Source organism: Microtetraspora sp. NBRC 13810, assembly GCF_030268685.1.
GTDB lineage: Bacteria > Actinomycetota > Actinomycetes > Streptosporangiales > Streptosporangiaceae > BSRQ01.
The window spans coordinates 167,090-194,081 of sequence record NZ_BSRQ01000010.1; the positions used below are offsets into that span (position 1 = coordinate 167,090).

A 26,992-nucleotide genomic window follows, 5' to 3' on the forward strand; every position below is an offset into this window, starting at 1 on the left:
TCTACGACTTCTAGCGGAGGCAGTGCATGAAGCTGGGTTTTCTCACCGCGTGTCTTCCCGGTGAGGATCTCGCGGACATCGCGAAATGGGCCGCGGGGCGGGGTTTCGAGGCTCTGGAGGTCGCGGCCTGGCCGGAAAAAGATGGCGTAAATCACATCAGGGTAGATTCTTTCGACCAGCCGGAACGCGCCCGGGTCGCGAAGATATTCGAAGAGACGGGCCTGACCCTCTCTTCACTCGCCTACTACGAGAACAACCTGCACCCCGGCCGGGGCCCCGCGGTCAACGACCACCTGCGCCGGTGCATCGACGCCGCCGCCGAGCTGGGCTGCCCGACGGTGGGCACCTTCGTCGGCCGCGACCCGGGCCTGCCGGTGGCCGACAACCTCCGGCTCGCCGAGGAGGTCTTCCCGCCCCTGGTGGAGTACGCCGGGCAGCGCGGCGTCGCCGTCGTCATCGAGAACTGCGTGATGAAGAGCTGGCACCCCGACGGCTACCCGGGCAACCTCGCCTACTCCCCCGAGCTGTGGGAGTGGATGTTCACCCTCGGGCTCAAGCTCAACTTCGACCCCTCCCACCTGGTCGCCCTCGGCATCGACCCGGTCGCGGCGGCGGTGCCGTACATCCCGCACATGGCGCACGTGCAGGCCAAGGACACCCAGATCCTGCCGGGGACGCTGGACCGGTACGGCTTCTACGGGCCGGTGAGCGGGGAGAAGGGGTGGTACCGGTTCCGGGTGCCGGGGCGCGGGCTGGTGGACTGGACCGGGCTGGTCGACGCGCTGCACGAGGGCGGCTACGAGGGCGTGGTGTCGGTCGAGCACGAGGATCCCGTCTGGAGCGGCACGCCCGAGCGGGTGCGCGCCGGGCTGGGGATCGCGCACGACACGTTGCGCGGGCTCGTCTCCGGGTAAAGGACGGTGACCCCTCGCGGAGGAGCATGCCATGCCGAAGGTGACCGCCCTCCTCGCCGCGGGCGCGCTGACCCTGTCCGCGGCACTGGCGGCGTGCGGCGGCGCGGACCGGGCGGCGGACGGCACGATCACCGTGTGGACCCAGGAGAGCCTGCCCGACCGGATGGCCGCGCAGCGGGCCCTGGCGGCCGGCTTCACCAGGGAGACGGGAATCGGGGTGGAGCTGGTCGGGGTGGCGGAGGACCAGTTCAGCCAGGTGGTCACGGCAGCGGCGGCGGCCGGCGAGCTGCCCGACGTGATCGGGGCGCTGCCGCTCGCCTCGGTGCGCGAGCTGGAGGCGGCCGACCTGCTGGACAAGGAGATCCCGGGCAGGGTCGTCGACCGGCTGGGCCGCGGCACCTTCCTGCCCAGGGCGCTGGAGCTCGACAGCGCGGGCGGCAGGCTGCTCGCCGTGCCGAGCGACGGCTGGGCGCAGCTCATCCTCTACCGCAAGGACCTGTTCGAGCAGGCCGGGCTACCGCCGCCGGACACGTACGAGCGACTGGAGACGGCGGCGGCGCGGCTGCATTCGCGCGAGGTCGCGGGAATCGCGGCGGCGATCGCCCCGCAGGACTCCTTCACCGCGCAGAGCTTCGAGCACGTCGCGCTCGCGAACGACTGCCAACTAGTCGACAATTCCGGAAATATCACGCTTAACTCCCCGCAGTGCGTCAGGGCGTTCGATTTCTATACGAGACTGGTCAAGAAGTATTCGGTGCCGGGGAAGCAGGACGTCGACTCCACCAGGGCCGGATACTTCTCCGGGCGGGCCGCGATGACGATCTGGTCGTCGTTCATCCTCGACGAGCTGGCCGGGCTGCGCGGCGACGCGCTGCCGAGCTGCCCGCGGTGCCGGGCGGACCGGGAGTGGCTGGCCCGCAACACCGGGGTGGTCACCGCGCTGAAAGGCCCGGACGCGCGCGGGCCCGCGCAGTACGGCGAGATCGTCTCCTGGGCCGTCACCTACGAGGCGGACAAGCCGGCCGCCGAGAAGTTCGTCACCTACATGATGGGCGCGGGCTACGAACGCTGGATCGGCATGGCGCCGGAGGGCAAGGTCCCGGTCCGCACCGGCCTCGGCGACCGGTGGGCCGGGCTGCCCGCCGGGGTGGACGCGAAGAAGCCGCTGGCCGAGGTCTATCCGGCGTCGCTGCTCGACGCCCTGCGCGGCAGCCCGGAGGCGTTCGCCCGGTGGGGCATCCCGCAGGGACACGGCAGGCTGGTCGGCGCCACGATGGGCGAGCTGCCGGTGCCGAAAGCGCTCAGCGCGGTCGCGGACGGCTCGCTCACCCCGGCGGCGGGCGCGGCACGGGCCGCCGCCGACGTCGAGACGATCAGACGCGGGATCCGGGAATGACCGCGCCCGGCCGCACCCTGCGCCGCCAGGAGGCCAGGGCGGGCCTGTGGCTGATCTCCCCCACGCTGGTCATCACGCTGGTCGTGGTGGTCGTCCCGCTGCTGTGGGCGGTCATGATGGCCTTCCAGGACGTCCGGCTCATCTCCGTACGGCGGACCGGGCTCTTCGGGCACCACACCCTGGAGAACTTCGCCTACGTCGTCTCCCAGCCGGGATTCTGGCCGGCCTTGGCCAACACGCTGTTCTACACGGTCGCCGGCACCGCCGGGTCCGTCGCCGCCGGGCTGGTCGCCGCGCTCGCGCTGCGGGACCGGTTCCGGGGCCGCACCCTGGTCAGGGCCGCCATCCTGATCCCCTACGTCGCGCCGGTGGTGGCCGTGGCCTTCCTGTGGGAGGTGATGCTGAACCCGCAGTTCGGCATCGTGAACACCTGGCTGGAGCGGCCGATCGCCTTCCTCAGCCAGGCCAGGGGCACCTTCCTCGGCATCGAGGTGCCGGTGGCGCTGCTCACGGTCATCGCGTTCGAGGTGTGGCGGTACTTCCCGTTCGCGTTCCTGTTCGTCCTGGCCAGGCTCCAGGCGCTGCCGAAGGACCTGGAGGAGGCGGCCGTGGTGGACGGGGCGACGCCGAGCCAGCGGTTCCGGTACGTCGTCCTGCCGCAGCTGGGGCGGGTGATCGCGCTGCTGGCGGTGCTGCGGTTCGTGTTCACCTTCACCAAGTTCGACGACGTCTACCTGCTCACCGGGGGCGGGGCGGGCACCGAGGTGGTCAGCGTGCGGGTGTTCGACCTGCTGACCGCCCGGGGCGACATCGGCGCCTCGGCCGCGCAGGCCCTCGTGCTGGCCGTCGCGCTGGTCGTCCTCCTGGTCGCCTATCTGCGGTTCCACGGTCGCGAGGCGGAGGGCGCATGAGCAGGGACCGGTTCGAGCGCGCCCTGCTGCGGGTGCTGAGGCCGCTGGTCGTCGCGGTCCTCTTCGCGGCGACGGCGTTCCCCTTCTTCTACATGGTGACGCTGTCGGTGCGCGACATCCAGGAGCTGATCCTCCATCCCGGTTCGATCCTGCCCCGCGACCCCACCCTGTCCACCTACGCCGACGTGCTGGGCCGGCAGGGTTTCCTCACCTTCATGCGCAACAGCGCGATCGTCGCGACGGCCTCGGTGGCGGTCACGCTGCTGATCTCGATCCCCGGCGCGTACGCGGTGGCCCGGCTGCGCTTCTTCGGCCGCAGGCAGGTGCACTTCCTCTTCCTCGCCGTCTACCTCTTCCCGGCGATCGTGCTGGCGATCCCGCTGTTCACGCTGTTCACCATGATGGGGTTGCGCGGCTCGCTGGCCGGGCTGATCCTCGTCTACATCGCCCAGACGGTCCCGGTCACCGTCTACATGCTGCGCAACTACTTCGAGTCGGTGCCGCGCAGCGTCGAGGAGGCGGCTGCGATCGACGGCTGCGGCCGGGTGGAGACGATCTGGCGGGTGGTGCTGCCGCTGTCCAAACCGGCGCTGGCGGCCACCGGGCTCTACATCTTCATGATCGCCTGGAACGAGTTCCTGTTCGCCCTGCTGTTCCTGGTGGAGAAGCGGGACAGCTGGACCGTCTCGCTCGGCCTCGCCCAGCTGTCCGGCGGTATCGAGGTGCCGACCACCGTTCTCATGGCAGGATCGGTGGTGCTGACCCTGCCCATCGTGGTGCTGTTCTTCGCCGGCGAGCGGCTGCTGACCGAGGGCCTCACCGCGGGCGCCGAGAAGGGCTAGACCGAGATGCTGAGTGCGGGGCAGGTGCTCCAGCTCGTCCGGCGGGGCTCCTGCCGTACCCGGAAGGAGCTCATCGAGCTGACCGGCCTGTCCAGGTCGACGGTCACGGACCGGGTGGACCGGCTGATCGAGGCCGGATACCTGCGCGAGGTCAACGCCGGGGTGTCCGGCGGCGGCCGGCCGCCGATGATGCTGGACGTCGACATGGGCGGCCGGCTGGTGCTCGCCGCCGACCTCGGCGCGGCGCACGCCACGGTGGCGGTGACCGACCTGGCGGCCCGGCCGCTCGCCCAGGAGGACATCGAGGTGCCCGTCGACCGCGGCCCGGAGCGGGTGCTCGCCGAGGTGTGCCGGGCGTTCCTGCGGCTGCTGGAGTCGGCCGGGCTCGATCCCGCGCGGGTCGGCGGCGTCGGCCTCGACGTGCCGGGCTCGGTGAACCAGGACACCGGCCGGGTGATCAGGTCGTTCGTGATGCCCGGCTGGGACGACCGCCCGATCAGGGAGGTCGTCGGCGAGACGTTCAACGTGCCGATCCTGGTGGAGAACGACGCCAAGGCGATGGCGCTCGGCGAGTGGTGGTCGGCCTGGCGGGACTCCCCCTCGCTGCTGCTGGTCAAGGTGTCCACCGGCATCGGGGCGGGCATCGTGCTCGACGGCCGGATATACCGCGGCGTCGAGGAGGCGGCGGGCAACATCGGCCACGTGCGGCTCGGCGACGACGACCGGGTGTGCACCTGCGGCTCGCGCGGCTGCGTCGCCGCCGTCGCCGGCGGCCACGCCCTGGCCGTACGGCTCGGCCGGACGACCAGCCGGGACGTCGTCCGTCTCGTCCAGGCGGGCGACCCCGCCGCGATCGCGCTCACCCAGGAGGCCGGCCGCACGCTCGGCGTCGTCCTCGCCGCCGCGGTGAGCCTGCTCAACCCCGGCGTCCTGGTGCTCGCCGGGGACATGGCCGAGACCGGCGAGCACTACCTGACCGGGATCAGGGAGAGCGTCTACCGGCGGAGCCTGCCGTACGCCACGAGGAACCTGGAGATCGCGACCGGCACCCTCGGCCGAAGCGCCGGCGTCGTCGGCACGGCGGTCATGGTGGCCGAGCACCTGCTGTCGCCGGCCACGGTGGACGCCGCCCTGAACACCGCCCTGAACACCGCCCTGAACACCGGCCTGAACGCCCCCTGAACGGCCACCCTGAACACCGGCCTGAACGCCCCCTGGATGCTGCCCCGGGTTCCTGAGCCCTGGGTGCCATGAGCAGCTCATCTCTCGGTCGAGAGATCGGATAAATCGGGATTTATAGGCATATATTCACCCGCTTGGGCTACGGGATTCAGGACCGAGCCGCGCCGCGTACGGAACCGTGCCCAGCTCGCCGCCCAGGCCGGTGCTCGTTTACGGCCCCGGCGGCGGGCAGGGGACCGAGGACTCCGCCCAAGGCAAGGAGTAGAACCATGAGCACGGTGGAAACGCCTACGGGCACCCGAAACGTGCCGCCGGCCACGCCCGCCCGGCCCGGCGGCGAGCCGCCGGCCATGCCCGCGGGCGACCGGTTCACGCCGCCCGCCCCGCGCACCGGCGGCCACGACCGGATGGCGGCCGCACCCGCCGGAACCCGCGAGGAACCGGCCCCGACGCGGAACGACCACAAGGTCGGCGAGCTGATCGGCCAGGCGTCCCAGCAGGTCTCCGACCTCGTGCGGCTGGAGATGCAACTCGCGGTGGCCGAACTGAAGGCCAAGGGCCGGCACGCCAGGGTGGGCGCGGGTCTGGTCGGCGGCGCGGGCGTCACGGCGGTGTACGGCGGGGCCGCGCTGGTCGCCGCCGCCGTCGCGGCGCTGTCCCTGGTCCTGCCGGTGTGGGCGTCCGCGCTCATCATCGGCGTGCTGCTCCTCGTCCTCGCCGGGCTGCTCGGCGTGACGGGGCGCGGGCAGGTCGTCCGCGCGATGCCGCCGGTGCCCCGGCAGGCGTTGACCAGCACCAGGCAGGACGTCACGGAGATCAAGGAGAGGGCACACCGATGACCAGGCACACCGGCCCGGACGGGAGCTCCACGACGACCCGGGAGACTCCCGCCACCAGCACCAGGGAACTCCGCGAGGAGATCGCGCACACCCGGGAGGAACTCGCGGCCACGGTCGAGGCGCTCGCCGCCAAGATGGACGTGCGGTCCCGGGCCCGGCAGAAGGCGCGGCAGGCGAAGGCCGGCCTCGCCGACCGGACCCGGCGCTCGCTGGGCCGCGAACCCGCCGGACGGCCACCCGGCCACGAGGCCACCGGCGAGGCCGCGGTACAGGAAACGACGGGCGAGGGCCGCGCGCACAGGGGACCGAACGCCCGCGCGCTCACCGTCGGCGGCCTCCTCGCGTCCGCCGCGGTGGGCACCGCCCTGGCCGTCATGTCCCGCCGCGGCACCCGCCGCACGACGATGCGAGCCACCCGTCGAGGGGCCCGCTCGTCGCTCTTCCCCGGCACCGGAAGGATCTTCCCTGTCCGCCGGGGCACCCGCCGGCCTGTCCGCCGGGGCACCCGCCGGGGCCTCCTGCCGACCGGACACGGCGGCACCCGCGGCCTCTTCCCGGCCCGCAGGGGCGGTCTGCTCTCCGCCCGCGGGGGCTCCGGTTCCGGTCTCTTCCCGGCCGGGCGCGGCGGTGCCCGTTCCGGCCTGGGCATGGGGCGTCCGGTCTCCGGCCGCGGCACCCGCTCCAGGTTCGGTCCTGCGCGGGCCGTCTCCGGGCGCGGCGGTCCCATGCCGGGCGCGGGCGACTACCGGCAGTGGCTGCGCGCATGGCTGCGCGCCGTGACCGGCGCGGGCTACCGGCCGAGACCGCACACGGCCATGACCCGCATGCGCTCCGGCTTCACCCGCGACTGCTGACGCGGCACCCCGAGGCCGGAGCCCGCTCACCACGCGGGCCCGGCCCGCACCCGCGGCGGACGCGGCCCTGCCCAGGCCGCCGACGGCGCGATCCACCTCAACGGGCGCGGGCACCGGCCGAGGACGTACGGGCTGCCGATCGTGACGGGGACGCCGGTGCGTGACCGGAGTGATCAGACGGTTCCCGTGAGTGGTTCAGTCGGTTCCCGTTAAGGGTTCAGACGGTTTCCGTGGTGGCGGACGGGCGGGTGGCCGGGTAGTCCGGGCGGAGGCGGGTGCGGATGGTGTCGAGGGTGTGCGCGTCGATCAGGTCCTCGTGGGTGCCGGCGCGGGTGCAGGCATAGGCGCCGGAGGCCGCGCCGGCCAGGACACACTCGCCGAGGTCGGCGCCGGCCAGCCAGGAGCGGGTGAAGGCGGTGCTGAACGCGTCGCCGGCGCCGTTGCTGTCCACCACGGGACGCTCGGGCGCGACCGCGGGGAAGGCGCGTACGACGCCGTCCGCGCGGGCGAGCACCCGGCAGCCCGCCGCGCCCTCGGTGGCGACGACTACGGCGGCGCGGCCCTGTTCGACGATGAGCCGCATCACGTCCTCGACCCCGTCCCCCGCCGCCGCCGCGCTCATGAAGACGAGGTCGGAACGGAAGGCGTACGGCCGTGCCCACGGGTCCAGGCCGTCCCAGGCGTGCAGGTCGGTCGAGACGGACCGGCGCAGGCGCTCGGCGTCGTCGAACACGGTGCCGGGGTGGTAGGCGCGGGCGATGTGCACGTGCCGGCTGGCTTCGAGGAAGGGCAGGTAGAACTCGGGCGGCATGTGCAGGTCCACCGGGTGCCTCCCGTCGTAGAAGGAGAAGCGGCGTCCCTGCGCGTCCACCAGGTTGACGCTGCGCGGCGTGCCGTTGGGCGCGGGCAGATGGGCGAAGTCGAGGCCGAGTGCGGCGTACCTGCCGAGGACGAGCCGCCCCTGCGCGTCGTCGCCGACGAAGTCGACGAACTTCGTGCGCAGGCCGAGGGCGTGGAAGCCGAGCGCCACGCCGTTCCCGGAGTGGCCCACGTAGTCGATGATCGGCGGCACGCCCACGGCGTCCCCCGGCGGCACGGCCAGCGTGTCCACCCTGACGATCGTGTCCACCCCGGTGCCACCGACCACCAGGACGTCGTAGTCGCCCATCAGCCGCGTCCCTCCCGTCAGCCGTTCGCCGCCTCCACCATACGGCGATCATGACTTGCGGCCTCCGTCACGGGCCGTGCCCGGCGCCGTCACCGAAGTGGTGCCGTCAGAAGCGCCAGTAGGTCCGTTTCCAGAAGACATCGTGGGCGTGTATGCCGAGCATGAGCGTGTAGATCGCGAATCCCGCGACCACGAGGTGGACGGAGTCCGCAGTCTGCCAACCGGTGCTGTCGTACACCCAGCCCGGCGACAGTGAGTTGCAGCCATCGGCGTTTGGTCATACGCACAAGTTCGCCCCGGTTGGGTTTGCTGTCAAAGATTTCACAATGGGCTAGGGCCTGTTGCGAAATTCTCAAGCGGCGCCATAGTTGCGCGGGAGCCTTTCGCGATGTCCCCTATTGCGGTCGCATCAGGTCGAGGTCCTTGCCCCATGCGTCCAGCACCGCGCTGTGCCCGGCGCGCCGGGCCGCTGTCTCGACACGGGCGAAGAGGTGCCGTTGTAGGGGCACGTCGCCCGTTCCTGAGATGCGGTCCGCAGCATTCAGCAGCATGCCGGTGTCCCAGCCTGGCAGCGGGTATCGGGCGAGTTCCCATTTTAGGTACTTATTGTAGGGACGGGGGCGCCGGTCGAGGGCGAAGAGCAACTCCAGCAGAAACCGGATGCTGTCGGCGGCGTCGAGGCGGGCGGCGAGCGGATGTCCGTCACGGTCGTTCTTGACGGAGCGGTAGAGGGAATTGGCATAGGCGTCGAGCCATTCACCGGAGTCCCGGAATGCTTCATCGGCGTCGAGCCGTGCCTTGGTGGCCAGGATCTGGGCGATGCCTCCGTCGAGCCGGTCGAGCACGATCTTGGCACGGGCGAGGGCGTAGCGCTCGAAGCCGGGCATTCCTGCCGCGCGGAACTCGGCGAGGGAGACGATGACGAGGTCGAGTTCGGGAATGCGGTGGCCGGTGAACCGGGTGAGGCCGGTTGTCGCGTTGTCGGTGAGGACGACGTACAGGTCGTGGTCGGAGTGCTCGGTGGTCATGTCGTCGTGGGCGCGGGAGCCCTTGAGGACGAGGCCGACGACGGCGGGGTCGGCGGTGGCGAGTTCGACGAACGCCTGGTAGGTGAGGGGCTGCTGCGTGGGCATCATGTGATCTCCGGTGGGATGGTGACGGGTACGCCTGCTGGGGCGGCCCTACCTGCCGGGGTCGCCCGCACCGTCCGCGGCGGCACTTGGCCGCCGCTCGGAAGATCAACGCACGTGTGAACTCTATGGCCCAGGCCGTCCGAGGGGTACCGAATTCGGGGCGGCCTCAAGCACAACCAGTTTGGCAAGGCAGTGTTAAGCCCCGCGAAAGCCCTGGTCACAGCCACTCATTAATGATCGCGATTTGAACGGTGGCCTCGTAGCGCACGGCGAGCTTGTCGTATCTCGTGGCAACGGCGCGATTCTCGTGGCAACGGCGCGATTACGCTTGAGTCGATTGATGCCGCATTCGACCGCGTGACGCTTGCGGTAGTCGGTTTTGTCGAACTTCGGTGGCCGGCCGCCGCGGGAGCCGAGCTTGCGGCGGTTGCGGGCGCGGTCCGCAGGAACCGGGATCGTCGCCTTGATCCCGCGTCTGCGCAGGTAGGCGCGGTTCTTACGGGAGTCGTACGCCTTGTCAGCTCGCACTCGGTCCGGTCGCCTGCGTGGCCGCCCCAGGCCGAGCCGGGGCACCCGAATCGCCTCCAGGACCCGCTCGAACTGCGGAGAATCACCGCGCTGGCCGGCCGTGATCACAACCGACAGGGGTTTCTGCCCTTGTTCGACGACGAGGTGGATCTTGCTGGTCAGTCCGCCTCGGGAGCGTCCGAGGCTGTGATCAGGCGGCTCGACGGCGACACCACCGGGCGGTTCTTTCTGGAGATCCCCCTTTTAACGGCCCCTGCGGCGTGCTGGTGGGCGCGGCAGACGGTGGAGTCGACGTTCACGTCCCAGGTGATCAATCCCTTCGCGTCGGCCTGCGCCTGGAGCTGGGTGACGATCCGCGCCCAGATACCGTCGCGCTGCCAGCGGCGGAAGAGGTCGTAGATCCGGTCCCACGGGCCGTATCGCTCGGGCACGTCCCGCCACGGGACTCCAGTCCGCGTTCGCCACCGTATGCCGTCTAGCAGCTGCCGTCTGGGCCAGGTCGTTGGCCGTCCTGGCTTCTTGCCCTGCGGCAGCAACGGCTGCAGCCTGGCCCACTGGCTATTCGTTAGATCACCACGCCCCACGGCACGTGATCATCTACGACCAAGATTCACTTTCGCAACACACCCTAGGCCCGCCATAACGCCACGGTGGGACGGACCGCACACGGGTTCTCAGCTGGTGGCGCCCCAGGTGAGGGAGAGGCCGGTGGCGGCGCGTTCGGTGCGGATCTCCATCATGCTGCCGAGGATGGTGGCATGGTCGGACACCACGGGCGTCGCGTCGAGCGTGTAGGTGATGCGGGTGCTGACGAGCACCGGGCTGCCCGGCGGCTCGTGCAGGTGGCGGGCGGCGGCGGGGTCGAGCAAACCGGGCCGGACCACCTCGGACGCCCGGGCGACCGTCACTCCCGCGTCGGCGAGGGCCGTGTAGAGGGAGACGGCGGTGAAGTCGTGGTCGCGGATCTGGTCGGCCACCGGCCGGCGGACCCAGGACACCTGGTGCACGGCGGGACGTCCCGCGAACTCGCGGACCCGCTCCAGCCGCAGGGCGGTGTCGCCGGGACGCAGCCGCAGCTCCGCGGCGATCCGGGCGGGGACCCGGCGCACCGCCCGCCCGGCCACCGCGGTACGCACGTCGTGCCCCTGTTTACGCAGGTCGTCGACCAGGCTGCGGAGCGAGTCGAGCTGGTACGCCAGGTGGGGCGGGGCGACGAACGTGCCCCTGCCGGGCTGCTGCACGATCAGCCTCTCGTCGCTGAGCTCCCGCAACGCCTGGCGCAGCGTCATGAGGGTCACTCCGTAGGAGGCGCTCAGCTCCCGTTGCGGCGGCAGGGCCGCACCGGGGGCGTAGTGTCCCGACCGGATCTTCGCGGCGAGGTCGGCGGCGATGGCGCGGTATCTCGCCTCGTGCCCGGCGTCGGGGGTCATCGTGGTCGGTCACACTCCTGGTCGAGGGCCTGCCGCAGGGTCGCGAGGAAGGCCCGCAGGTCGTCCGGCCCAGCCCCGTCGAGCACCCGCCGCATGACCGCGGCGCCGACCACCACGCCGTCGGCGTGCCGGCGGGCTTCGCGTGCCTGGTCCGGGGTGGAAATGCCAAATCCTAGCAAGACCGGCCGGTCGGTGACGCGCCTGATCCGCTCGGTGAGCTCCGCCGCCGAAGCGGCGAGGGCGGCCCGCTCACCGGTGGTGCCCATCAGCGACACCGCGTAGACGAATCCGCGGCTGCGGCACGAGATCTCCGCCAGCCGCGGCTGCGGCGTCACCGGCGACGCCAGCAGGACCAGCTCGATCCCGGCGGCGGCGGCCACGTCCGTCAGCTCGTCCGCCTCGTGCACCGGCAGGTCGGGCACGATCAGGCCGCCGACGCCGGCCCGGCGCAGCGCGGCGCAGAACGCCTCGGCGCCGTCGTGCAGCACCAGGTTGTAGTAGGTGCTGGCGACCAGCGGCACGCCCAGGTCCGGCATGCCGGACAGCTCGGCGAGGATCCGGCGGGTGCTCGCCCCCCGGGCCAGTGCCGTGTCACCGGCCTGCTGGATGGTGACGCCGTCCAGCGTGGGGTCGGAGAAGGGCAGGCCGACCTCGATCGCGTCCGCCCCGGCGGCGGCGAACGCCCGCAGGTAGTCCGTCCAACTGGGCGTGATCCCCCCGGTGACGTACGGCATGAGCAGGCCGCGGCCGGTGTCCCTGCGGGCACGCAGGTGGCGTTCGACCGCGCCCGCGGCCAGGGTGGGGTTCGTCACAGCAGTTCCTTCAGGGTTGAGACGTCCTTGTCGCCCCGGCCGGACAACGTCATCAGCACCGTCGATCCCGCGGGCAGGTCGCCGCCGCCCGCCGCGCGGATCACCCAGGCGAGGGCGTGCGCCGATTCGAGCGCCGGGACGATGCCTTCGGTGCGCGCCAGCCGTACCGCCGCGCCGACCGCCTCGTCGTCGGTCACCGTGACGTAGCGGGCCCGGCCCAGGTCGCGCAGGTGGGCGTGCTCCGGGCCGACTCCCGGGTAGTCGAGCCCGGCGGCGATGGAGTGCGCCTGGGTGATCTGCCCGTCGTCGTCCTGCAGGAACAGCGAGCGGCAGCCGTGCATGACACCGAGCCGGCCGCGGGCCGCCCCGGCGCCGCCCTCCGCCTCGACCCCGACCAGGCGCGCCGGGGTGTCGGCGAATCCGGCGAACGTGCCGGCCGCGTTGGAGCCGCCGCCGACGCACGCGACCACGTAGTCCGGGACGCCGGTCCGCAGCTCGGCGGCGCACTGCCCGCGGGCCTCGTCGCCGATGACCCGCTGGAACTCCCTGACCATCCATGGGTAGGGATCCGGCCCGACGACCGAGCCGACGCAGTAGTGGGAGTCGCCGGTCGCGCCCACCCAGTGCCGCATGGCCTCGCTGGTCGCGTCCTTGAGGGTACGGCTGCCCGCGGTCACCGGGACCACCTCGGCGCCCAGCATGCGCATCCGGAAGACGTTCAGCGCCTGCCGCTCGATGTCGCGCTCGCCCATGAACACCGTGGCCTCCAGCCCGAGCAGCGCGGCGGCGGTCGCGGTGGCCACCCCGTGCTGGCCCGCTCCCGTCTCGGCGATCAGCCTGCGCCGTCCCATCCGGGTGGCCAGCAGGGCCTGGCCCAGCACATTGTTGATCTTGTGGGATCCGGTGTGGGTGAGATCCTCGCGCTTGAGGTACAGCCGCACGCCCAGCGCCTCCGACAGCCGGCCGGCCGGTGTGAGCGGGGTCGGCCGCCCGGCGTGCACGGCGAGCAGCCGCGCCAGGGCGCCGCGGAACCCCGGATCCGCCCAGGCCTCCCGGAACGCCTCGTCCACCTCGCGGCACACCTCCACCAGGGACTCCGGCGCGTACCGCCCGCCGTACTCGCCGAATCGGCCCCGCGCCCGGGGCTCGCCCATCGTCCCGTCCAGCAGGACCGGCTCACACCACGGCAGCACGTCTCGCATGCCACACTCCGATCGTTCTATAACTCTCCAATGAGTTCTATAACAGTGAGTGTGGCATGCGCGGCGCGGACACGCCACCACCGGTGCTCGGCACGGCATTCAACGCCGTCGCGTGGTCGGCGAGTGCCGTCGACCGGTCGTGGCCGTGGCGCAGCCCGTGGTGGACGGTGACCCGACTGCCGCCGGTCAGCCTGCGGCCTTGCGGCTGAGGTCTTCCCAGGCGCGGTACTCCTCGGCGCGGGCCTGGTCCATCTGCTGGACGAGGTCGTAGGAGTAGCTGCCGACGATCAGCCGCAGCGGCGGCTTCGGCAGGTCGACCAGTTCCATGATGACGGGAGCGGCCGTGCTCGGGTCGGGGCCGGCCTCTTCGCCCCACATCTCGGCCAGCTTGACCCGCAGGGGCTCGTAGGCCGGATGGGCCTCCGTCGTCGTGGTGCCCGCCGTGAACAGCCCGGTGTTGTAGCCGCCCATCTGGACGATGGTGACCTTGATGCCGAAGGGCTCGACCTCCATCGCCAGCGCCTGGCTGACCGAGTCGAGCGCCGCCTTGCCCGCCCCGTAGAACCCGACGGAGGCGAAACCGCCCGCGGAGCCCATCGAGGTGACCTGGAGGATGTGCCCGGACCCCTGCGCCCGCAGGTACGGGACGACAGCCTGGGCGACCCAGATCGCGCCGAAGAGGTTGACGTCGAGGTGGGCCCGGATCTGCTCCTCGGTGGCCTCCTCCACCATGCCGAACAGCAGTCCGCCGGCGTTGTTGACCACGACGTCGAGCCTGCCGAAGGCCGCCGCCGCCCGGTCCACCCCTTCCCGCACGGCCTGGCGGTCGGAGACGTCCAGCGGTAGCCGTACGAGGCTGCCCGGATGCTTCTCGGCCAGATCCGCGAGCGGATCGACATTGCGGGCGGCGGCCACGACACGGTCTCCGGCGGCCAGCGCGGCCTCGGCGAATGCCCTGCCCAGACCTCGGGACGCGCCGGTGATGAACCATACTCGGGCGGTCGTCACTGGCCTTCACCTCCTTGGGATCGTCACAAGACGAGACGTTTCGTCTCGCCGTACTGCGGCCCCAATCCTGCAACCGCGCCCTCCACCTGTCAAGACGGACCGTCTTGTCTCGGGTTCCTGCTAGCCTCACCGGCATGTCCACCGCCAAGAAGCCGAACCCCGCCCGCCGCAGCGAGCGGTCCCGGCAGGCGATCTTCGAGGCCACCCGCGAGCTGATCTCCGAGGTGGGGTACGCCAACGTCTCGATCGAGGCCATCGCCGCACGGGCGGGCGCGGGCAAGCAGACCATCTACCGGTGGTGGCGCTCCAAGGCGGCCGTGGTCTTCGACTCCTTCCTGGCGCTCAGCGAGGCGAGCCAGGGGGAAGGGATGGAGCTCCCCGACACGGGCGACATCGAGGCCGATCTCAAAGTCGTCATGCGGGCGACCGTCAGCGAGTTCGCCGATCCGGACTTCGAGGCGCCGATCCGGGCGCTCAACGCGGAGATCATCAACGATCCCGACCTCGCCGCCCAGTACCGCGACAAGCTGGCCGGTCCTGTTGACGAGGCCAAGAAGGCCCGGCTGCGCAGCGCACAGCGAGCGGGCCAGATCGCGGCCGACGCCGACCTCGACCTGGTGCTCGAACTGCTCTACGCCCCCCTCTACCAGCGCTGGCTGAACCGCTCCGGGCCGCTCACGCCCGAGTACGCCGACGCCCTCGTGGACCTCACACTCAGGGCATTCCGCCCCTGAGAAACCCTGACCTGCCCGAAGAGCGACAGACGTGGCATCCGGCGCCGCAGTGCCGGGCTCTGGGCGCGTCGTCGTCGGGGCTGATCGCCGATTCGACGGCGGGGCTAGGCCGGATCGGCATCGTCGGTGAAGTGCGGGAGAACCATCTCGACCAGTCTGGCGACGTCGGCGTCGACCATCGGCTCGCCGGTCATGCCCATCCGGTGGAGCAGGGTTCCGACGACGACGTCGATGAAGAACAGGACCCGGTTCTCCGGCTCGCCCAGCGCCTCCTGGAGGGCGAGCCGGTATGGGTCCTGCAACCGCGCGGACAGGACCTCGCGCAGGGCCGGATCGCTGACGGCGTCGCTGAACACGCCTGCGAACGCGTCGCCCACCCCGGGCTCGCTGATCTTCGCCGCGATCCAGTGGATGGCCGAGGACATGAACTCGGCTCGGCCGGCGCCCTCCTGCGGCATCGGGCCGAACGCGTCAAGGAGGCAGTCCACGATCAGCGCGCCCTTCGACGGCCAGCGACGGTAGATCGTCGTCTTCGCGACGCCGGCCGCGGCGGCGATGCGGTCGACGGTGGCATGCGCGTAGCCGAGCTCGTTGACCGTGCTCAGCGTTGCGGCGAAGACCACGGCGTTGACGCCGGAGCGCGGGCGACCGGGTGGTCTGGCGGATGCGGTCGATCGGGTCATGGCCACACGATAACGACTTGCGCTACGCTTGGTATCGATACCTTTGGTAGCGAAACTATCCGGCCAAGGAGGAGACATGAGCGAGGTCACCGGTACGGAGCGGCCGCCGCTGGGCATCCGCTTACTGCATGCCCTGGGAAAAGAGCCGGACTGGTCGGCGATGACGGCCGAGAAACTGGTCGCCTACAGCGACGCGGAGAACCGCAAGCGGGCATCCCGCCTGGCGCGGGTGATCACCGGGTTCCCGGACCGCGGCGCCACGATCGAATGGCAGGAGATGGCGCTGCCCGGCCGCGACCTCCGGGTCCGGGTGTACCGGCCGTCGCCCGGGCGCGGCGGGGGCGCCGGCCGGGCCGGACTGCCGCTCGTGCTCCACGTGCACGGAGGCGGGTTCGTGGGCACGGCGGTGCAGAGCGACTGGGTGAACAGCCACCTCGCCGCGCGGCTGCCCGCGGTCGTCGTCTCGGTCGAGCACCGCCTCCTCGACCCGGAGACTCCGCTGCCGGCCGCCGTCGACGACGGCTGGGACGTGCTCCAGCGCGTGGTACGGCATGCCGCGCAGTGGGGAATCGACCCGGCGCGGACCGCCGTCTTCGGTGAGAGCACCGGCTCGATGGTCACCGCCCTGGTCGCGATCCGGGCCAGGGAGTCCGATCTGCCCCTGCGGGCGCAGGTGCTGGTCAACCCCGTTGTCGACCTGACCTCGACGATGTTCGAGCACGCCTCGATCACCCGGCACGCCCACAGCCCGACCCTCACCGTGCCGCAGATGCGGCTGCTCCACCGGTTCGCCGTTCCGCCGGGAACGGATCCTCGTGCGATGTCGCCGCTGTATGCCGACGATCTGAGCGGGCTGGCCCCAGCGCTCGTGGTGGTGCCGACCATCGACCCGCTGGCCGACCACGGCCGCAGTTACGCCGAAGCACTGCGCGCGGCCGGGACGCCCGCGCGGCTCACCGAACATCCCGGAGCGACGCACGCGTTCCTCAGCATGCCGGGCGTGGTGCCGCAGGCCAAGGCCGCGCGAGCGGAGATCGCCGAGTTCCTTCGGGTGGCCCTCGCCGGGTGACAGGTCCCGGCCTGCCGGTTTCTGTTCCACGTCATCGGGCCGGCCGAGACACGGGGAAAGACCCTCCACCAGATGTCGTACGAGACGGCCGTGCGGGCCGATCCCCCGTGGACGGGCCCGGCCGGTGACCTCGCCGGGTGCTCCACGGCGCGTTGCCGAAGCGGCGCCGCCGGTGCCACCATGTGGCCCTCGTGAGGGGAGGGCGTATGACGTTCCTGCGGGCCGGTCCCGCTCGACGGCGTCTCCTGGCTGCACACGGGGTCGCTGGCCACGCTCGCCGGACCGGGCGCGCCGCGGGTCAGGGACCTGATGGCAGGCGCCGCCGGCGCGGGGGTCCGGGTGTCCTACGACCCGAACATCCGGCCCTCGCTCCTCGCCGGCCACGCGGAGGCGGTCGCCGCCGTGACGGAGTGCGTACGGCGGGCGAGCCTGGTCAAGGCCAGCGTGGAGGACCTCGACTGGCTGTATCCCGGCGAGCCGTACCTCGACGTGGCCCGGCGCTGGGCGGGGCCGTCCGGGCGGCGGCCGGTAGGTGGTCACCCGGGGCGGCGACGGCGCGGTGGCGGTCCTCGGCGAGGACGTGATCGCCTGTCCCGCGCCCGCCGTGCGGGTGGTGGACACGGTCGGCGCGGGCGACGCCTTCACCGCCGCCTGCCTCGCGTACCTCGGCGCGGCAGAGTGCACGCCGCGCCGTCGAGCTGGTCTCCCACCGGGCTACGGTGGACGAGGACATGATCGCGAACGCGGCGTTCCCGACATATTGACGGGACAAATTTCCCAATAGTGCAGAAAGGGGTACACATGTCCCTGAGCTTCGATCTCGGTGGCAATGGCTTCGAAGAGGCGGAACGGAGGCTCACGGAGATGGGCGAAAACCTTTCTCTTCTCCGTTACTCGGGAAACTCGGTGACACTTCCGACGCTCGCTCTCGGCGTGGCCGGGGAGTGGCCGGCGCGGCATCAGTACACCGAGATCTGGAACACCCTGGCGGACGAGTTCCAGCACGGCAACAAGGAGGCCGCGACGATCGGCGACCTGCTGCGAGAGACTCGCCGTACGTACAAAGAAGCAGAGGGCGCCGCAGTACAGGGGGTGCTCAACGCGGTGACGAAGTCTCGGGCTGCCGGAGAGCGCCCCGCTGAAGACGATGACCCCTGGGATGGTCGAGAAGAGTATCCATCGTTCTCCGACTCCCTCGGCGACGCCGCCATGACGATCGCGCCGTGGCTCGCCGGAACGGCGGGCGCGCTCAGCGGAGCCGGCCTGCGGGCCGCCGCCGGCCACTGGAACGTCGAGGTGTCCGGCAGACGCCACAGCCTGATGTACAACATCGACCGGCTGAATGAGAGAGCGATCGACAAAGAGGCAAAGATGAAGGAGTCGCTCAGAAGATCTTCCGGGGTATGGGAGGAGCCCCTCCGCGACCCCCACTTCGAGCGGCATTACTTCCCCGGGGTGGCGGACGCGAAGGATCGTCTGGCGCAGGCCAAGTCCGATCTGGCCAAGTGGAGTGCGACCACCGAGCGTAACCTCAAGACGACGCGCACGTTCAGCTGGGCCACGGTGGCGGCCGGGCTCGCGTGGGCCTCGCTGATCATCCCGTCCGACGAGACCCTGGACCAGGCGGTGCTCGGATGGCAGAAGCTCGCCTGGGACCTCGGGGAGATCTTCGGCCATGACACGGCGGCCGTGCGCGAGGCCGTGCTGAGTTCGTGGCAGGGAGCTTCGAGCTCGGACGCCGCCCGGCGCCTGCTGGAGTTCATCGCGGCGGGGAACGTGCTCACCGAGCGGGTGGCCCGCCTCTCGCGAGCACTCGCCGAGACAGTCGACGCGCTGAAGGGGGTTCACTGGGCCGCCATGCTCTTCTCCACGGTCGCCGGCGCGGCGATCGTCGCCTTCGGGCAGGCGGGCAAGCTGAATCCCCAGGCCAGAATGCTCACCGAGTTCCTGGGCTCGCGCCTCACCACCGTGATCCTGTTGATCGCGGGGATTGCCCCCAGCCTCAGCGCCGTAGGCGCCCACTGGTGGAATCTCCGCGACATCGACGTGTCGGTGAAGCTCGGCGACCGGGAGATCACCGGTTTTCGAAGGGCCTGAGAATCCGCACGGCGCCACCCCCTCAGGGAAACCTTGGTCACGACATGTCCTGATTTGTGGGGATCCTGTCCATCTGTGGCTGGGTACCCGGCGAAACGGTCGGGCAGGCTGGAGATGTCGCAGGGGCCACCGGGTCCCTCCCGGAGGATCAGGAGTCAGCCATGACGACGCAGGAGACCTCCGCGGCCGGCGTGACCGTGCCGGACACGCACCTCGCCGCCGCGGCCACCGAACTCGTCCGCGACACGACCAGCGAGCTGGTCTACCACCACTCCCGCCGGGTCTACTGGTGGGGCAGCCTCCAGGGCCGCAACCGCGGCCTGAGCTTCGACCCCGAACTGCTCTACATCGGCGCGATGTTCCACGACCTCGGCCTCGGCGTGAAGTTCCACGGCAGCGGCCGGCGGTTCGAGGTGGACAGCGCCGACGAGGCCCGCCGCTTCCTGCACGCCCACGGGGTGCCCGAGGACAGCGTCCGGCGGGTGTGGACGGCGATCGCGCTGCACACCACGCCCGGCATCCCCGAGTTCATGGAGCCGGAGGTCGCGCTGGTCACGGCCGGGGTGGAGTACGACGTGCTGGGCATCGGCTACGACGACATCGGCCCCGAGGCCCGCGCCGAGATCACCGCGCTGCATCCGCGCCCCGACTTCAAGCGGCGGATCCTGCAGGCGTTCACCGACGGCATCGCCCCGAGGCCGGAGACCACCTTCGGCAACGTGAAGGCGGATGTCCTCGCGCACTTCGTCCCCGGATTCCGGCGGGGCGACTTCGTCGAGACGATCCTGCGCTCACCGTGGCCGGAATGACCGGGCGGTCTCACGCCTGGATCCGCCCGGTGTCCTCCTCCTCGCCGTCGCCCGCCACGGACGCGGTCGCGGGCTGGAGATAGACGGAGGAGACGAGGGGGACCCGGTCCCGGAGCCGGCTCTCCGTCCCGGCGAGCGCCTCTGCCGCCGTCTCCGTGCCGCCGGCCGAGGGGGCGAGGACGACCCGGGCGGCGACGAGCACCTCGTCCGGGCCCAGGTGCATCGTGCGGAGCTGGGCGATGTCGCGGATCAGCGGATCGGCGTCCAGCACCTCCCGGATGGCCCGCCGCACCTCGGGGGACGCCGACTCGCCGATGATCATGCTCTTCGTCTCCACGGCCAGCACGACCGCCACGGCGACCAGCAGCACGCCGATCGCGATCGACCCGAGGCCGTCGAACATCGGCTCACCGGTGATCACCGTCGCGGCGACGCCGGCCAGCGCGAACACCAGGCCGAGCAGGGCGGCGGTGTCCTCCAGGATCAGCACCGGCAGCTCGGGCGCCTTGGCCTGCCGGATGAACTGCGCCCACGAGCGGTTCCTGCGCACCAGGTTGGACTCGCGCACCCCGGTGCGCAGCGACAGCGACTCCAGCACGACGGCCACGAGCAGCACCCCGATCGCCCACGGCCAGCTCTCCAGCGGATGCGGATGGGTGACCTTCTCATATCCCTCGTACAGGGCGAACAGGCCGCCGCCGAAGAAGAGCACGACGGAGACGAGGAAGGCGTAGAAGTAGCGTTCCCGGCCGTGGCCGAACGGGTGGGCGGTGCTCGGCCCGCGGGCGGCCCGGCTGCGGCCGAGCAGCAGCAGGCCCTGGTTGCCGGTGTCGGCGACCGAGTGGATGCCCTCGGCCAGCATCGCCGAGGACCCGGTGAAGAGGAACGCGACGAACTTGCTGACCGCTATGCCGGCGTTCGCCGCCAGTGCCGCGATCGTGGCCACCGTGCCGCCGTCCTTCGCCACGCCGCCGTCACCCCCGTTCCAGAGCCCCGCACCAGGGACGATGATCGCCACTACCCATGCGCGGGACTCTCTACACCGTAGTCAGCCCACCAGCCGGTCGAGCCTGATGGGCAGGTCGCGCACCCGGACGCCGGTGGCGTGGTGGACGGCGTTGGCCACGGCGGCCGCGGTGCCGACGATGCCGATCTCGCCGATGCCCTTGGAACCCATCGGGTTGAGCCGGTCGTCCACCTCGTCGACCCAGTGCACCTCGATGTCGGGCACGTCGGCGCAGGCCGGGATGTGGTACTGGGCGAAGTCGTGGTTCAGGTAGTCGCCGAACTCCACGTCCATGACGCCCTCCTCCATCAGCGCCATGCCGAGCCCCATCGTCATGCCGCCGATGAACTGCGACCTCGCCGTCTTCGGGTTGATCACCCGGCCGACGCCGAAGACGCCGAGGAGGCGGGACACCCGTACCTCGCCGGTGTCCACGTCCACTCCGACCTCGGCGAACTGCGCGCCGAAGGCGTGCCTGGACAGCCGTTCGGCCGCCTCGACCTCCGCGGTCGTGTCGGCCGCGGCCTCCTGCGGGCGCCTGCCGCCGTACCGGTCGAGCTCGCGCAGCAGCGCCTCGCAGGCCCGCACCACGGCGGTGCCCCAGGAGGCGGTGCCGCTGGAGCCTCCGGCGAGCGACGCGGTGGGGAGGGCGCTGTCGCCGACCTCGACGCGCACCCGTTCCGGCGCGGTGCGCAGCGCGTCGGCGGCGATCTGGGTGAGCGCGGTGCGCGCCCCCGTGCCGATGTCGGCGGCGGCGATCCGCACGGTGAAGCCGCCGTCCGGCTCCGCCCGCGCCGTGGCCCGCGACGGGAGCCGGTAGGCGGGATAGGTCGCGGCGGCCACGCCCGTCCCGACCAGGCGGCGGCCCTCCCTGCGTACGCCGGGGGCGGGGTCGCGGTCCGCCCAGCCGAACCGCGCGGCGCCCTCCCGCAGGCAGGCGACGAGGTTGCGCGAGCTGAACGGCAGGCCGCTCTCCGGGTCCGTCTCCGGCTCGTTGCGGATCCGCAGCTCGATCGGGTCCACCCCGCAGGCGATGGCCAGTTCGTCCATCGCCGACTCCAGGGCGAACATCCCCGGGCACTCGCCGGGCGCCCGCATCCAGGACGGCGTCGGCACGTCGAGCGGGGCCAGCCGGTGGGTGGTGCGCCGGTTCGGCGCCGCGTACATGATCCGGGTCGGGGTGGTCGTCTGCTCGGCGAACTCCTGCACGGTGGACGTCTGCTCGAAGGCGTCGTGCACGATGGCCCTCAGCGTGCCGTCCTCGTCGGCGCCCAGGCGCACCCGCTGGATGATCGGCGTGCGGTAGCCGACCAGGGCGAACATCTGCTGCCTGGTCATCGTCACCTTCACCGCCCGGCCGGTCACCTTGGCGGCGAGCGCGGCGAGCACCACGCCGGGACGCGGCGTCCCCTTGGAGCCGAAACCGCCGCCGACGTGCGGTGCGATCACCCGCACGGCGTCCGGCGGCAGCCCGAACAGGCCAGCCAGGGTGTCGCGGACCGCCGAGGAACCCTGGTTGGAGTCGTAGACGACGAGGCCGTCGTTCTCCCAGACGGCCACCGTGGCGTGCGGCTCCATCGGGTTGTTGTGCTCGGCGGGCGTGCTGTAGGTCAGGTCCACCGTGACGGCGGCCTTCTCCAGCGCCGCGTCCGGATCGCCGTACTCGGTGTCCGTCGGGTAGGCCGGGTTCACCTTCGACGGTTTGTACATCTTGGGATGATCGACGCGCAGGACCACGTCGTGCGGCTCCTGGGCGTACTCGACACGCAGCCGGCGGGCCGCCTCCCGGGCCGTCTCCAGCGTCTCGGCGATCACCCCGGCGACGAGCTGTCCCCGGTAGGCGACCCGCCTCGACTGGAAGAGCGCCAGTTCGGGATCGTCGGCCGGGCCGAGCCTGGGCGCGTTGCCGTGCCAGACGGCCGCGATGACGCCAGGCAGGGTGAGCGCGCCGTCGGTGTCGACGTTGACGACCTCGCCGCGGGCGATGACCGACTGGACCGGCACGGCGTAGACGGTGTCCCGGTCCGGTGCGTGTTCGTAGGCGTAGCGGGCGGTGCCGGTGACCTTCTCCGCGGCCTCGACCCGGTCGAAGTCCGTCCCGACCGCCCTGGTGGGGGTGACGGTCATGCGACCACCAGTTCCGTGAGCGTGCGGACCAGCAGGTTGCGGGCGAGCGGCACCTTGAAGGCGTTGTCCCGCAGCGGCCTCGCCTGGCCGAGTTCGGCCCGCGCCGCGGCGGCGAAGGCGTCCTCGGTGGCGGGGGCGCCGCGCAGCGCCTCCTCGGCCCGGCGGGCCCGCCAGGGCACGGGCGCGATCGCGCCGAAGGCGATCCGGCAGTCCCGCACGACACCGCCGGCGACGTCGAGGGCGGCGGCCACCGAGACGACGGCGAACGCGAACGAGGCCCGGTCCCGCACCTTGCGATAGTGCGAACGCCCGCCGAAGGACAGCGCGGGCACCGTCACCTCGGTGATCAGGTCGGCCGGGTCCAGCACGGTGTCGCGCCGCGGGTCGTCGCCGGGCAGCCGGTACAGCTCGGTCAGCGGCAGGGTGCGCGGCCCGTCCCGTCCTTCGAGGTGCACCACGGCGTCCAGCGCCGCCAGCGCGACGGCCATGTCCGAGGGATGGGTGGCGACGCACGCCTCGGAGTGGCCGATGATCGCCAGGTTGCGGTGGTCGCCCTCGCGGGCCGGGCAGCCCGATCCCGGGTTCCGCTTGTTGCACGGCTTGGTGATGTCCTGGAAGTAGGCGCAGCGGGTCCGTTGCAACAGGTTGCCGCCGACCGTGGCCATGTTCCTGACCTGGCCGGACGCCCCGGCGAGCAACGCCTGGGCGAGCAGCGGATGCGCGCGGCGCACCGCGGGGTGCGCGGCCAGGTCGCTGTTGCGCACCGCCGCGCCGATCCGCAGCGCGCCGTCCGGCCGCACCCCGACCGTGTCGTACGGCAGGCGGCTGACGTCCACCAGCCGGGCGGGTTCGGCCACGCCCAGCCGCATGAGGTCGACGAGGTTGGTGCCGCCGCCCAGGTACATCGCGTCCGGCCGGTCGGCCACCGCGGCCACCGCGGACCTGGCCTCCTCGGCGCGTTCGTAGACGAAGGGTCTCATTCCGCCACCTCCCCGATCGCCGCGACGATGTTCACATAGGCGCCGCAGCGGCACAGGTTGCCGCTCATCCGCTCGCGGATCTCGTCGCCGTCGAGCGCCGGCGTGGCGCTGAGGTCCTGGGTCACGACGCTCGGCCATCCGGCGGCGGCCTCGGCGAGCACGCCCACCGCCGAACAGAGCTGGCCGGGCGTGCAGTAACCGCACTGGAAGGCGTCGTGTTCGATGAAGGCCCGCTGGATCGGGTGCAGCCCGTCTCCGTCGGCCAGCCCCTCGACGGTGGTTATGGAGGAGCCGTGCAGGGCGACCGCGAGCTGGAGGCAGGCGTTGATCCGCCTGCCGTCCACCAGGACCGTGCAGGCGCCGCACTGGCCGTGGTCGCAGCCCTTCTTGGCCCCGATGAGATCGAGGTGCTCCCGCAGGACGTCCAGCAGCGACGACCGGGTGTCCACCGTGATCTCGTGGTCCACCCCGTTGACGTCCAGGGTGATCGTCGCGGTCTCGGGTAGATTGGTTCCATCCATCACGGGGTGCCCCTACCCATTTGCGCCTGATATCACCTTTCTGCCCATATGAAGCTGTCTGGTGTATTACCCGCCGTTGACCGGGAGTCGCACCGTGACCACGGCGCCGCCCAGCGGGCCGCCGTTCGTGAGTTCCAGCCTGCCGTGGTGCGCGCTGACCAGGGCCTGGACGATGGACAGGCCGAGCCCCGCCCCCGACCGGCCGGCCGTACGCGCCTCGTCGCCGCGGACGAAGCGCTCGGACGCCGACTCCGGCAGGCCCGCCGGGAAGCCGGGCCCGTCGTCGGCCACCTCCAGCCGGACCATGTCCTCCTCCCGGACGGCGGTGATCCGCATGACCCGGGCCCCGGCCGCGGCGCTGTTGGCGGCCAGGTTGACCAGCACCTGCCGCAGCCGGTCCGGGTCGGCCTCCACGATGAGCGGGTCGCAGGCGGCCTCGATGCGCAGCCCGAGCACCGGTTCGAGAGCGCGCGACTGGGCGGCGACCAGGTCGGCGAGGTCGACCGGCTCGCTGCGGATCACCAGGGAGCCGGCCCGCTGCCGGGCGAGCAGCAGCAGGTCCTCGGCGAGCCGGGAGAGGCGCTCGACCTCGCGGAGCGCGGCGCGCAGCGAGCGTTCCACCTCGTCGCGGTCACCGGCCGCGGACATCGCCAGCTCGATCTCCCCGCGTAGGACGGCGATCGGGGTGCGCAGCTCGTGGCTGGCGTCGTCGACGAAGGCCCGCTCACGGGCGAAGGACACCCGCAGCCGGGCGAGCATGTCGTCCAGGGTGCGAGCCAGCCGGGCGATCTCATCGTCGCCGGGCACCTCGGGGAGCCGCCGGCCGATGTCCAGCGAGGAGATCTCGGCCGCCTCGGCCGTGAGCTGGCCGACCGGGCGCAGCGCGGCCCGTACCACCAGCCAGCCCGCCGCGGCGGTGAGCCCGAGCAGCAGCGGACCGGCCAGCAGCAGCACCGACAGCAGCCGCCGCCGGGAGTCCTGCGCCGCCGCCGCGGACAGCCCCACCGCGAGCACCCGCCCGTCCGGCATCCGCTGCCACAGCAGCCGCACCCGCAGCATGCCCTCCCCCGGCCGCACCCGCAGCGACTCGGTGGCGTACTTCGCCGTCCCGGTGGCGGCGCGCACCTGGTCCCGCCGGAGCAGTTGCAGGCCGTCCACCGACGTCGAGCCGGTGAGCACGGTCCCGTCCGGCGCGTAGAGCTGCGCCATCGGGTCGGCGGCGAGCACGCCGAGGTCGCCCTGCGCCACGGCGGCGGACAGATCGTCGGCGCGCCGGCGCAGGTCGGTGTCGAGCGCGTCCCACAACTGCCGGTCGAGGAGCACGTAGAGCAGCACCAGGCAGGCGGCGAGCGCGGCGAAGGCGCCGATCGAGAAGACCAGCACGAGGCGCACCCGCAGCGATCCGGGCATCGGCCGCACGGTCGCACCCCCGCTCTTTCATGATCTTCTCATCTTGGGCTGAGCAGCCTGTTCGCATGAGGTCAGGCAGTCCCTCTCAGAGGAAGGTTCCCCCATGTCGGCGCATCCTTCACCCACTCGGCCCCTGCGACGGCACGACGGCTGGGAGCCGTACCCGCAGGCGCGGGCCGGGCGCCGCCCGGTTCGCGGCGAACAGGCCGCGGAGACGGCACGCGACGTCCTCGGCTCATGGCGTTTCATCTGCGCGGCGGTCATCGCGGTGGTCGCCGTCGCCGGGTCGACGGTGATCCGCGGCCAGCGCACCGACCTCGCCGTCGTGCTCGACCTCACGCTGTCCGCGGTCGCGGTGGTGGAGCTCGCGCTGATCCTCATGGCCGCCCGCCGTACGGACCTGGTGAACGGCGAGCAGGCACTGCACGACCGGCGGGCGGCCCGCCGTACCGAGGCGGTGTCGATCGAGCTGCGGGACGAGATGGAACGGCTGCACCTCGACCTCGCCCGGCTGACCGCCCGGGTCGAGACGTCCTGCCGGGAGTGCGGCCACCGGCCGGAAAGGGACTACAAGTGAGCGCGAGCCATGAACCCGCAGGTGAGCCTAGGCTTGACGGTATGAGGGTGCTCGTGGTCGAGGATGACCCCGGGATGGCCGCGCTGCTCACCCGGGGGCTACGCCGAGAGGGTTACGCGACCGACGCCGTGAACAACGGCGCCGACGCCCTGTGGAGCTTGACGGAGAACCCGTACGACGCCGTCGTGCTCGACGCGATGATCCCGGCGCCCGACGGGTTCGAGGTGTGCCGCCGGATGCGCAGCGAGGGCCGGTGGACTCCGGTGATCATGCTGACCGCGCGTGGCGGCGTGCCCGACCGGATCCGCGGCCTGGACAGCGGCGCCGACGACTACCTCACCAAGCCGTTCGCGCTGGCCGAGCTGTTCGCCCGGATCCGGGCGCTGACCAGGCGCGACCCGCGGGAGCGCCCGCCGGTGCTCAGGGTCGACGACCTCACCCTGGACCCGAGCACCCGTTCGGTACGGCGCGGCGCGACGGAGATCCGGCTGTCCGCCAAGGAGTTCGCCCTGTTGCAGGAGCTCATGCGGCGGCCTGGCGAGGTGCTGAGCCGGACCTTCCTGATCGAGCACGTGTGGGACTTCGCCTACGACGGCGGGTCCAACATCGTCGACGTCTACGTGCGTTACCTGAGGGACAAGGTGGACCGCCCGTTCGGGCGGGACACGATCAGAACCGTGCGCGGCGCCGGCTACCGCCTGCACACCTCGCCCGCGCACGCGCCGGAGCGCGGCTGACCCCGACCCGGAGGTGAGACCGG

26 protein-coding genes and 1 pseudogene are annotated in these 26,992 nt (G+C 71.8%); 14 read left to right on the forward strand and 13 right to left on the reverse strand.

Annotated elements, in window-relative coordinates; translation table 11 throughout:
- Positions 1–26: 26 nt before the first annotated feature.
- The 7 genes from QSK26_RS21440 to QSK26_RS21470 all read left to right on the forward strand — a co-directional run bounded on the left by QSK26_RS21440 (position 27) and on the right by QSK26_RS21470 (position 6,938).
- Positions 27–914, forward strand: coding sequence for a sugar phosphate isomerase/epimerase family protein (locus tag QSK26_RS21440; protein ID WP_285776993.1), 888 nt, complete (start codon positions 27–29; stop codon positions 912–914).
- 31 nt (positions 915–945) lie between these two features.
- Entirely contained in the window at positions 946–2,310 is a 1,365-nt protein-coding gene (locus QSK26_RS21445; RefSeq protein WP_285776994.1) for an ABC transporter substrate-binding protein, read from the forward strand.
- On the forward strand, positions 2,307–3,221 hold the full coding sequence (locus tag QSK26_RS21450) for a carbohydrate ABC transporter permease (RefSeq protein WP_285776995.1): 915 nt from the start codon (positions 2,307–2,309) through the stop codon (positions 3,219–3,221). The genes QSK26_RS21445 and QSK26_RS21450 overlap by 4 nt, the downstream gene beginning before the upstream one ends.
- The gene (locus tag QSK26_RS21455; RefSeq protein WP_285776996.1) at positions 3,218–4,063 is read left to right on the forward strand and encodes a carbohydrate ABC transporter permease; all 846 of its coding nucleotides are present in this window, start codon (positions 3,218–3,220) and stop codon (positions 4,061–4,063) included. Before QSK26_RS21450 ends, QSK26_RS21455 begins: the two co-directional genes overlap by 4 nt.
- A gap of 6 nt (positions 4,064–4,069) precedes the next feature.
- The gene (locus QSK26_RS21460) at positions 4,070–5,245 is read left to right on the forward strand and encodes an ROK family transcriptional regulator (RefSeq protein WP_285776997.1); all 1,176 of its coding nucleotides are present in this window, start codon (positions 4,070–4,072) and stop codon (positions 5,243–5,245) included.
- A gap of 269 nt (positions 5,246–5,514) precedes the next feature.
- Positions 5,515–6,084: a phage holin family protein gene (locus tag QSK26_RS21465; RefSeq protein WP_285776998.1), complete on the forward strand. Its 570-nt coding sequence runs from the start codon at positions 5,515–5,517 to the stop codon at positions 6,082–6,084.
- Entirely contained in the window at positions 6,081–6,938 is an 858-nt protein-coding gene (locus tag QSK26_RS21470) for a DUF3618 domain-containing protein (protein WP_285776999.1), read from the forward strand. The genes QSK26_RS21465 and QSK26_RS21470 overlap by 4 nt, the downstream gene beginning before the upstream one ends.
- A 217-nt stretch (positions 6,939–7,155) precedes the next feature.
- Here QSK26_RS21470 and QSK26_RS21475 read toward each other — a convergent pair whose 3' ends face one another.
- The 7 genes and pseudogenes from QSK26_RS21475 to QSK26_RS21505 form a co-directional block, all read right to left on the reverse strand.
- A complete protein-coding gene (locus QSK26_RS21475; RefSeq protein ID WP_285777000.1) occupies positions 7,156–8,106 on the reverse strand; it encodes a carbohydrate kinase family protein in 951 nt (316 codons plus the stop codon).
- Between the two features lie 395 nt (positions 8,107–8,501).
- Positions 8,502–9,242, reverse strand: coding sequence for a hypothetical protein (locus QSK26_RS21480; RefSeq protein WP_285777001.1), 741 nt, complete (start codon positions 9,240–9,242; stop codon positions 8,502–8,504).
- A gap of 214 nt (positions 9,243–9,456) precedes the next feature.
- Positions 9,457–10,351: pseudogene (locus tag QSK26_RS21485) on the reverse strand (IS5 family transposase).
- 90 nt (positions 10,352–10,441) lie between these two features.
- Positions 10,442–11,197 carry a GntR family transcriptional regulator gene (locus QSK26_RS21490; RefSeq protein WP_285777002.1) on the reverse strand — a complete coding sequence of 252 codons (756 nt, stop codon included), beginning with the start codon at positions 11,195–11,197 and terminating at the stop codon, positions 10,442–10,444.
- Positions 11,194–12,009, reverse strand: coding sequence for a tryptophan synthase subunit alpha (gene trpA / locus QSK26_RS21495; RefSeq protein WP_285777003.1), 816 nt, complete (start codon positions 12,007–12,009; stop codon positions 11,194–11,196). Before trpA ends, QSK26_RS21490 begins: the two co-directional genes overlap by 4 nt.
- Positions 12,006–13,211, reverse strand: coding sequence for a tryptophan synthase subunit beta (trpB, locus tag QSK26_RS21500; RefSeq protein WP_285777004.1), 1,206 nt, complete (start codon positions 13,209–13,211; stop codon positions 12,006–12,008). The genes trpA and trpB overlap by 4 nt, the downstream gene beginning before the upstream one ends.
- Before the next feature lie 186 nt (positions 13,212–13,397).
- Positions 13,398–14,219 carry an SDR family NAD(P)-dependent oxidoreductase gene (locus QSK26_RS21505; RefSeq protein WP_285777005.1) on the reverse strand — a complete coding sequence of 274 codons (822 nt, stop codon included), beginning with the start codon at positions 14,217–14,219 and terminating at the stop codon, positions 13,398–13,400.
- A gap of 134 nt (positions 14,220–14,353) precedes the next feature.
- On the opposite strand from QSK26_RS21505, the gene QSK26_RS21510 reads away from it, so the two are divergent.
- Entirely contained in the window at positions 14,354–14,953 is a 600-nt protein-coding gene (locus QSK26_RS21510; RefSeq protein ID WP_285777006.1) for a TetR/AcrR family transcriptional regulator, read from the forward strand.
- A 104-nt stretch (positions 14,954–15,057) separates the two neighbouring features.
- On the opposite strand, the gene QSK26_RS21515 is transcribed toward QSK26_RS21510, so the two are convergent.
- Positions 15,058–15,636 carry a TetR/AcrR family transcriptional regulator gene (locus QSK26_RS21515; protein WP_285777007.1) on the reverse strand — a complete coding sequence of 193 codons (579 nt, stop codon included), beginning with the start codon at positions 15,634–15,636 and terminating at the stop codon, positions 15,058–15,060.
- A gap of 76 nt (positions 15,637–15,712) precedes the next feature.
- On the opposite strand from QSK26_RS21515, the gene QSK26_RS21520 reads away from it, so the two are divergent.
- The 4 genes from QSK26_RS21520 to QSK26_RS21530 all read left to right on the forward strand — a co-directional run bounded on the left by QSK26_RS21520 (position 15,713) and on the right by QSK26_RS21530 (position 19,611).
- The gene (locus QSK26_RS21520; RefSeq protein WP_285777008.1) at positions 15,713–16,705 is read left to right on the forward strand and encodes an alpha/beta hydrolase; all 993 of its coding nucleotides are present in this window, start codon (positions 15,713–15,715) and stop codon (positions 16,703–16,705) included.
- Between the two features lie 532 nt (positions 16,706–17,237).
- A complete protein-coding gene (locus QSK26_RS41850; protein WP_352244370.1) occupies positions 17,238–17,489 on the forward strand; it encodes a PfkB family carbohydrate kinase in 252 nt (83 codons plus the stop codon).
- Positions 17,490–17,506: 17 nt separating this feature from the next.
- Positions 17,507–18,802 carry a hypothetical protein gene (locus QSK26_RS21525; RefSeq protein WP_285777009.1) on the forward strand — a complete coding sequence of 432 codons (1,296 nt, stop codon included), beginning with the start codon at positions 17,507–17,509 and terminating at the stop codon, positions 18,800–18,802.
- Positions 18,803–18,963: 161 nt separating this feature from the next.
- On the forward strand, positions 18,964–19,611 hold the full coding sequence (locus QSK26_RS21530) for an HD domain-containing protein (protein ID WP_285777010.1): 648 nt from the start codon (positions 18,964–18,966) through the stop codon (positions 19,609–19,611).
- A 10-nt stretch (positions 19,612–19,621) separates the two neighbouring features.
- Here QSK26_RS21530 and QSK26_RS21535 read toward each other — a convergent pair whose 3' ends face one another.
- From QSK26_RS21535 to QSK26_RS21555, 5 genes are all read right to left on the reverse strand, one after another.
- Positions 19,622–20,578: a cation diffusion facilitator family transporter gene (locus tag QSK26_RS21535; protein ID WP_285777011.1), complete on the reverse strand. Its 957-nt coding sequence runs from the start codon at positions 20,576–20,578 to the stop codon at positions 19,622–19,624.
- A gap of 81 nt (positions 20,579–20,659) precedes the next feature.
- Positions 20,660–22,744 carry a xanthine dehydrogenase family protein molybdopterin-binding subunit gene (locus tag QSK26_RS21540; RefSeq protein WP_285777012.1) on the reverse strand — a complete coding sequence of 695 codons (2,085 nt, stop codon included), beginning with the start codon at positions 22,742–22,744 and terminating at the stop codon, positions 20,660–20,662.
- Positions 22,741–23,724, reverse strand: a complete 984-nt coding sequence (locus QSK26_RS21545; RefSeq protein WP_285777013.1) for an FAD binding domain-containing protein — start codon at positions 23,722–23,724, stop codon at positions 22,741–22,743. The genes QSK26_RS21540 and QSK26_RS21545 overlap by 4 nt, the downstream gene beginning before the upstream one ends.
- Positions 23,721–24,245 carry a 2Fe-2S iron-sulfur cluster-binding protein gene (locus QSK26_RS21550; protein ID WP_285777014.1) on the reverse strand — a complete coding sequence of 175 codons (525 nt, stop codon included), beginning with the start codon at positions 24,243–24,245 and terminating at the stop codon, positions 23,721–23,723. Before QSK26_RS21550 ends, QSK26_RS21545 begins: the two co-directional genes overlap by 4 nt.
- Positions 24,246–24,311: 66 nt before the next feature.
- Positions 24,312–25,655 carry a sensor histidine kinase gene (locus tag QSK26_RS21555; protein ID WP_285777015.1) on the reverse strand — a complete coding sequence of 448 codons (1,344 nt, stop codon included), beginning with the start codon at positions 25,653–25,655 and terminating at the stop codon, positions 24,312–24,314.
- A 103-nt stretch (positions 25,656–25,758) separates the two neighbouring features.
- Between QSK26_RS21555 and QSK26_RS21560 the strand changes: the two genes are divergently transcribed.
- The gene (locus tag QSK26_RS21560; RefSeq protein WP_285777016.1) at positions 25,759–26,232 is read left to right on the forward strand and encodes a DUF1003 domain-containing protein; all 474 of its coding nucleotides are present in this window, start codon (positions 25,759–25,761) and stop codon (positions 26,230–26,232) included.
- Between the two features lie 41 nt (positions 26,233–26,273).
- Positions 26,274–26,969 carry a response regulator transcription factor gene (locus QSK26_RS21565; RefSeq protein WP_285777017.1) on the forward strand — a complete coding sequence of 232 codons (696 nt, stop codon included), beginning with the start codon at positions 26,274–26,276 and terminating at the stop codon, positions 26,967–26,969.
- The last annotated feature ends 23 nt before the right edge of the window (positions 26,970–26,992 follow it).

Bases quoted from the DNA above. Each gene is read 5' to 3' on its own strand.
- QSK26_RS21440 (WP_285776993.1), top strand. From the start codon at position 27: ATGAAGCTGGGTTTTCTCACCGCGTGTCTTCCCGGTGAGGATCTCGCG.
- QSK26_RS21445 (WP_285776994.1), top strand. From the start codon at position 946: ATGCCGAAGGTGACCGCCCTCCTCGCCGCGGGCGCGCTGACCCTGTCC.
- QSK26_RS21450 (WP_285776995.1), top strand. From the start codon at position 2,307: ATGACCGCGCCCGGCCGCACCCTGCGCCGCCAGGAGGCCAGGGCGGGC.
- QSK26_RS21455 (WP_285776996.1), top strand. From the start codon at position 3,218: ATGAGCAGGGACCGGTTCGAGCGCGCCCTGCTGCGGGTGCTGAGGCCG.
- QSK26_RS21460 (WP_285776997.1), top strand. From the start codon at position 4,070: ATGCTGAGTGCGGGGCAGGTGCTCCAGCTCGTCCGGCGGGGCTCCTGC.
- QSK26_RS21465 (WP_285776998.1), top strand. From the start codon at position 5,515: ATGAGCACGGTGGAAACGCCTACGGGCACCCGAAACGTGCCGCCGGCC.
- QSK26_RS21470 (WP_285776999.1), top strand. From the start codon at position 6,081: ATGACCAGGCACACCGGCCCGGACGGGAGCTCCACGACGACCCGGGAG.
- QSK26_RS21475 (WP_285777000.1), bottom strand. From the start codon at position 8,106: ATGGGCGACTACGACGTCCTGGTGGTCGGTGGCACCGGGGTGGACACG.
- QSK26_RS21480 (WP_285777001.1), bottom strand. From the start codon at position 9,242: ATGATGCCCACGCAGCAGCCCCTCACCTACCAGGCGTTCGTCGAACTC.
- QSK26_RS21490 (WP_285777002.1), bottom strand. From the start codon at position 11,197: ATGACCCCCGACGCCGGGCACGAGGCGAGATACCGCGCCATCGCCGCC.
- trpB (WP_285777004.1), bottom strand. From the start codon at position 13,211: ATGCGAGACGTGCTGCCGTGGTGTGAGCCGGTCCTGCTGGACGGGACG.
- QSK26_RS21510 (WP_285777006.1), top strand. From the start codon at position 14,354: ATGTCCACCGCCAAGAAGCCGAACCCCGCCCGCCGCAGCGAGCGGTCC.
- QSK26_RS21515 (WP_285777007.1), bottom strand. From the start codon at position 15,636: ATGACCCGATCGACCGCATCCGCCAGACCACCCGGTCGCCCGCGCTCC.
- QSK26_RS21520 (WP_285777008.1), top strand. From the start codon at position 15,713: ATGAGCGAGGTCACCGGTACGGAGCGGCCGCCGCTGGGCATCCGCTTA.
- QSK26_RS21525 (WP_285777009.1), top strand. From the start codon at position 17,507: ATGTCCCTGAGCTTCGATCTCGGTGGCAATGGCTTCGAAGAGGCGGAA.
- QSK26_RS21530 (WP_285777010.1), top strand. From the start codon at position 18,964: ATGACGACGCAGGAGACCTCCGCGGCCGGCGTGACCGTGCCGGACACG.
- QSK26_RS21540 (WP_285777012.1), bottom strand. From the start codon at position 22,744: ATGACCGTCACCCCCACCAGGGCGGTCGGGACGGACTTCGACCGGGTC.
- QSK26_RS21545 (WP_285777013.1), bottom strand. From the start codon at position 23,724: ATGAGACCCTTCGTCTACGAACGCGCCGAGGAGGCCAGGTCCGCGGTG.
- QSK26_RS21550 (WP_285777014.1), bottom strand. From the start codon at position 24,245: ATGGATGGAACCAATCTACCCGAGACCGCGACGATCACCCTGGACGTC.
- QSK26_RS21555 (WP_285777015.1), bottom strand. From the start codon at position 25,655: ATGCCCGGATCGCTGCGGGTGCGCCTCGTGCTGGTCTTCTCGATCGGC.
- QSK26_RS21560 (WP_285777016.1), top strand. From the start codon at position 25,759: ATGTCGGCGCATCCTTCACCCACTCGGCCCCTGCGACGGCACGACGGC.
- QSK26_RS21565 (WP_285777017.1), top strand. From the start codon at position 26,274: ATGAGGGTGCTCGTGGTCGAGGATGACCCCGGGATGGCCGCGCTGCTC.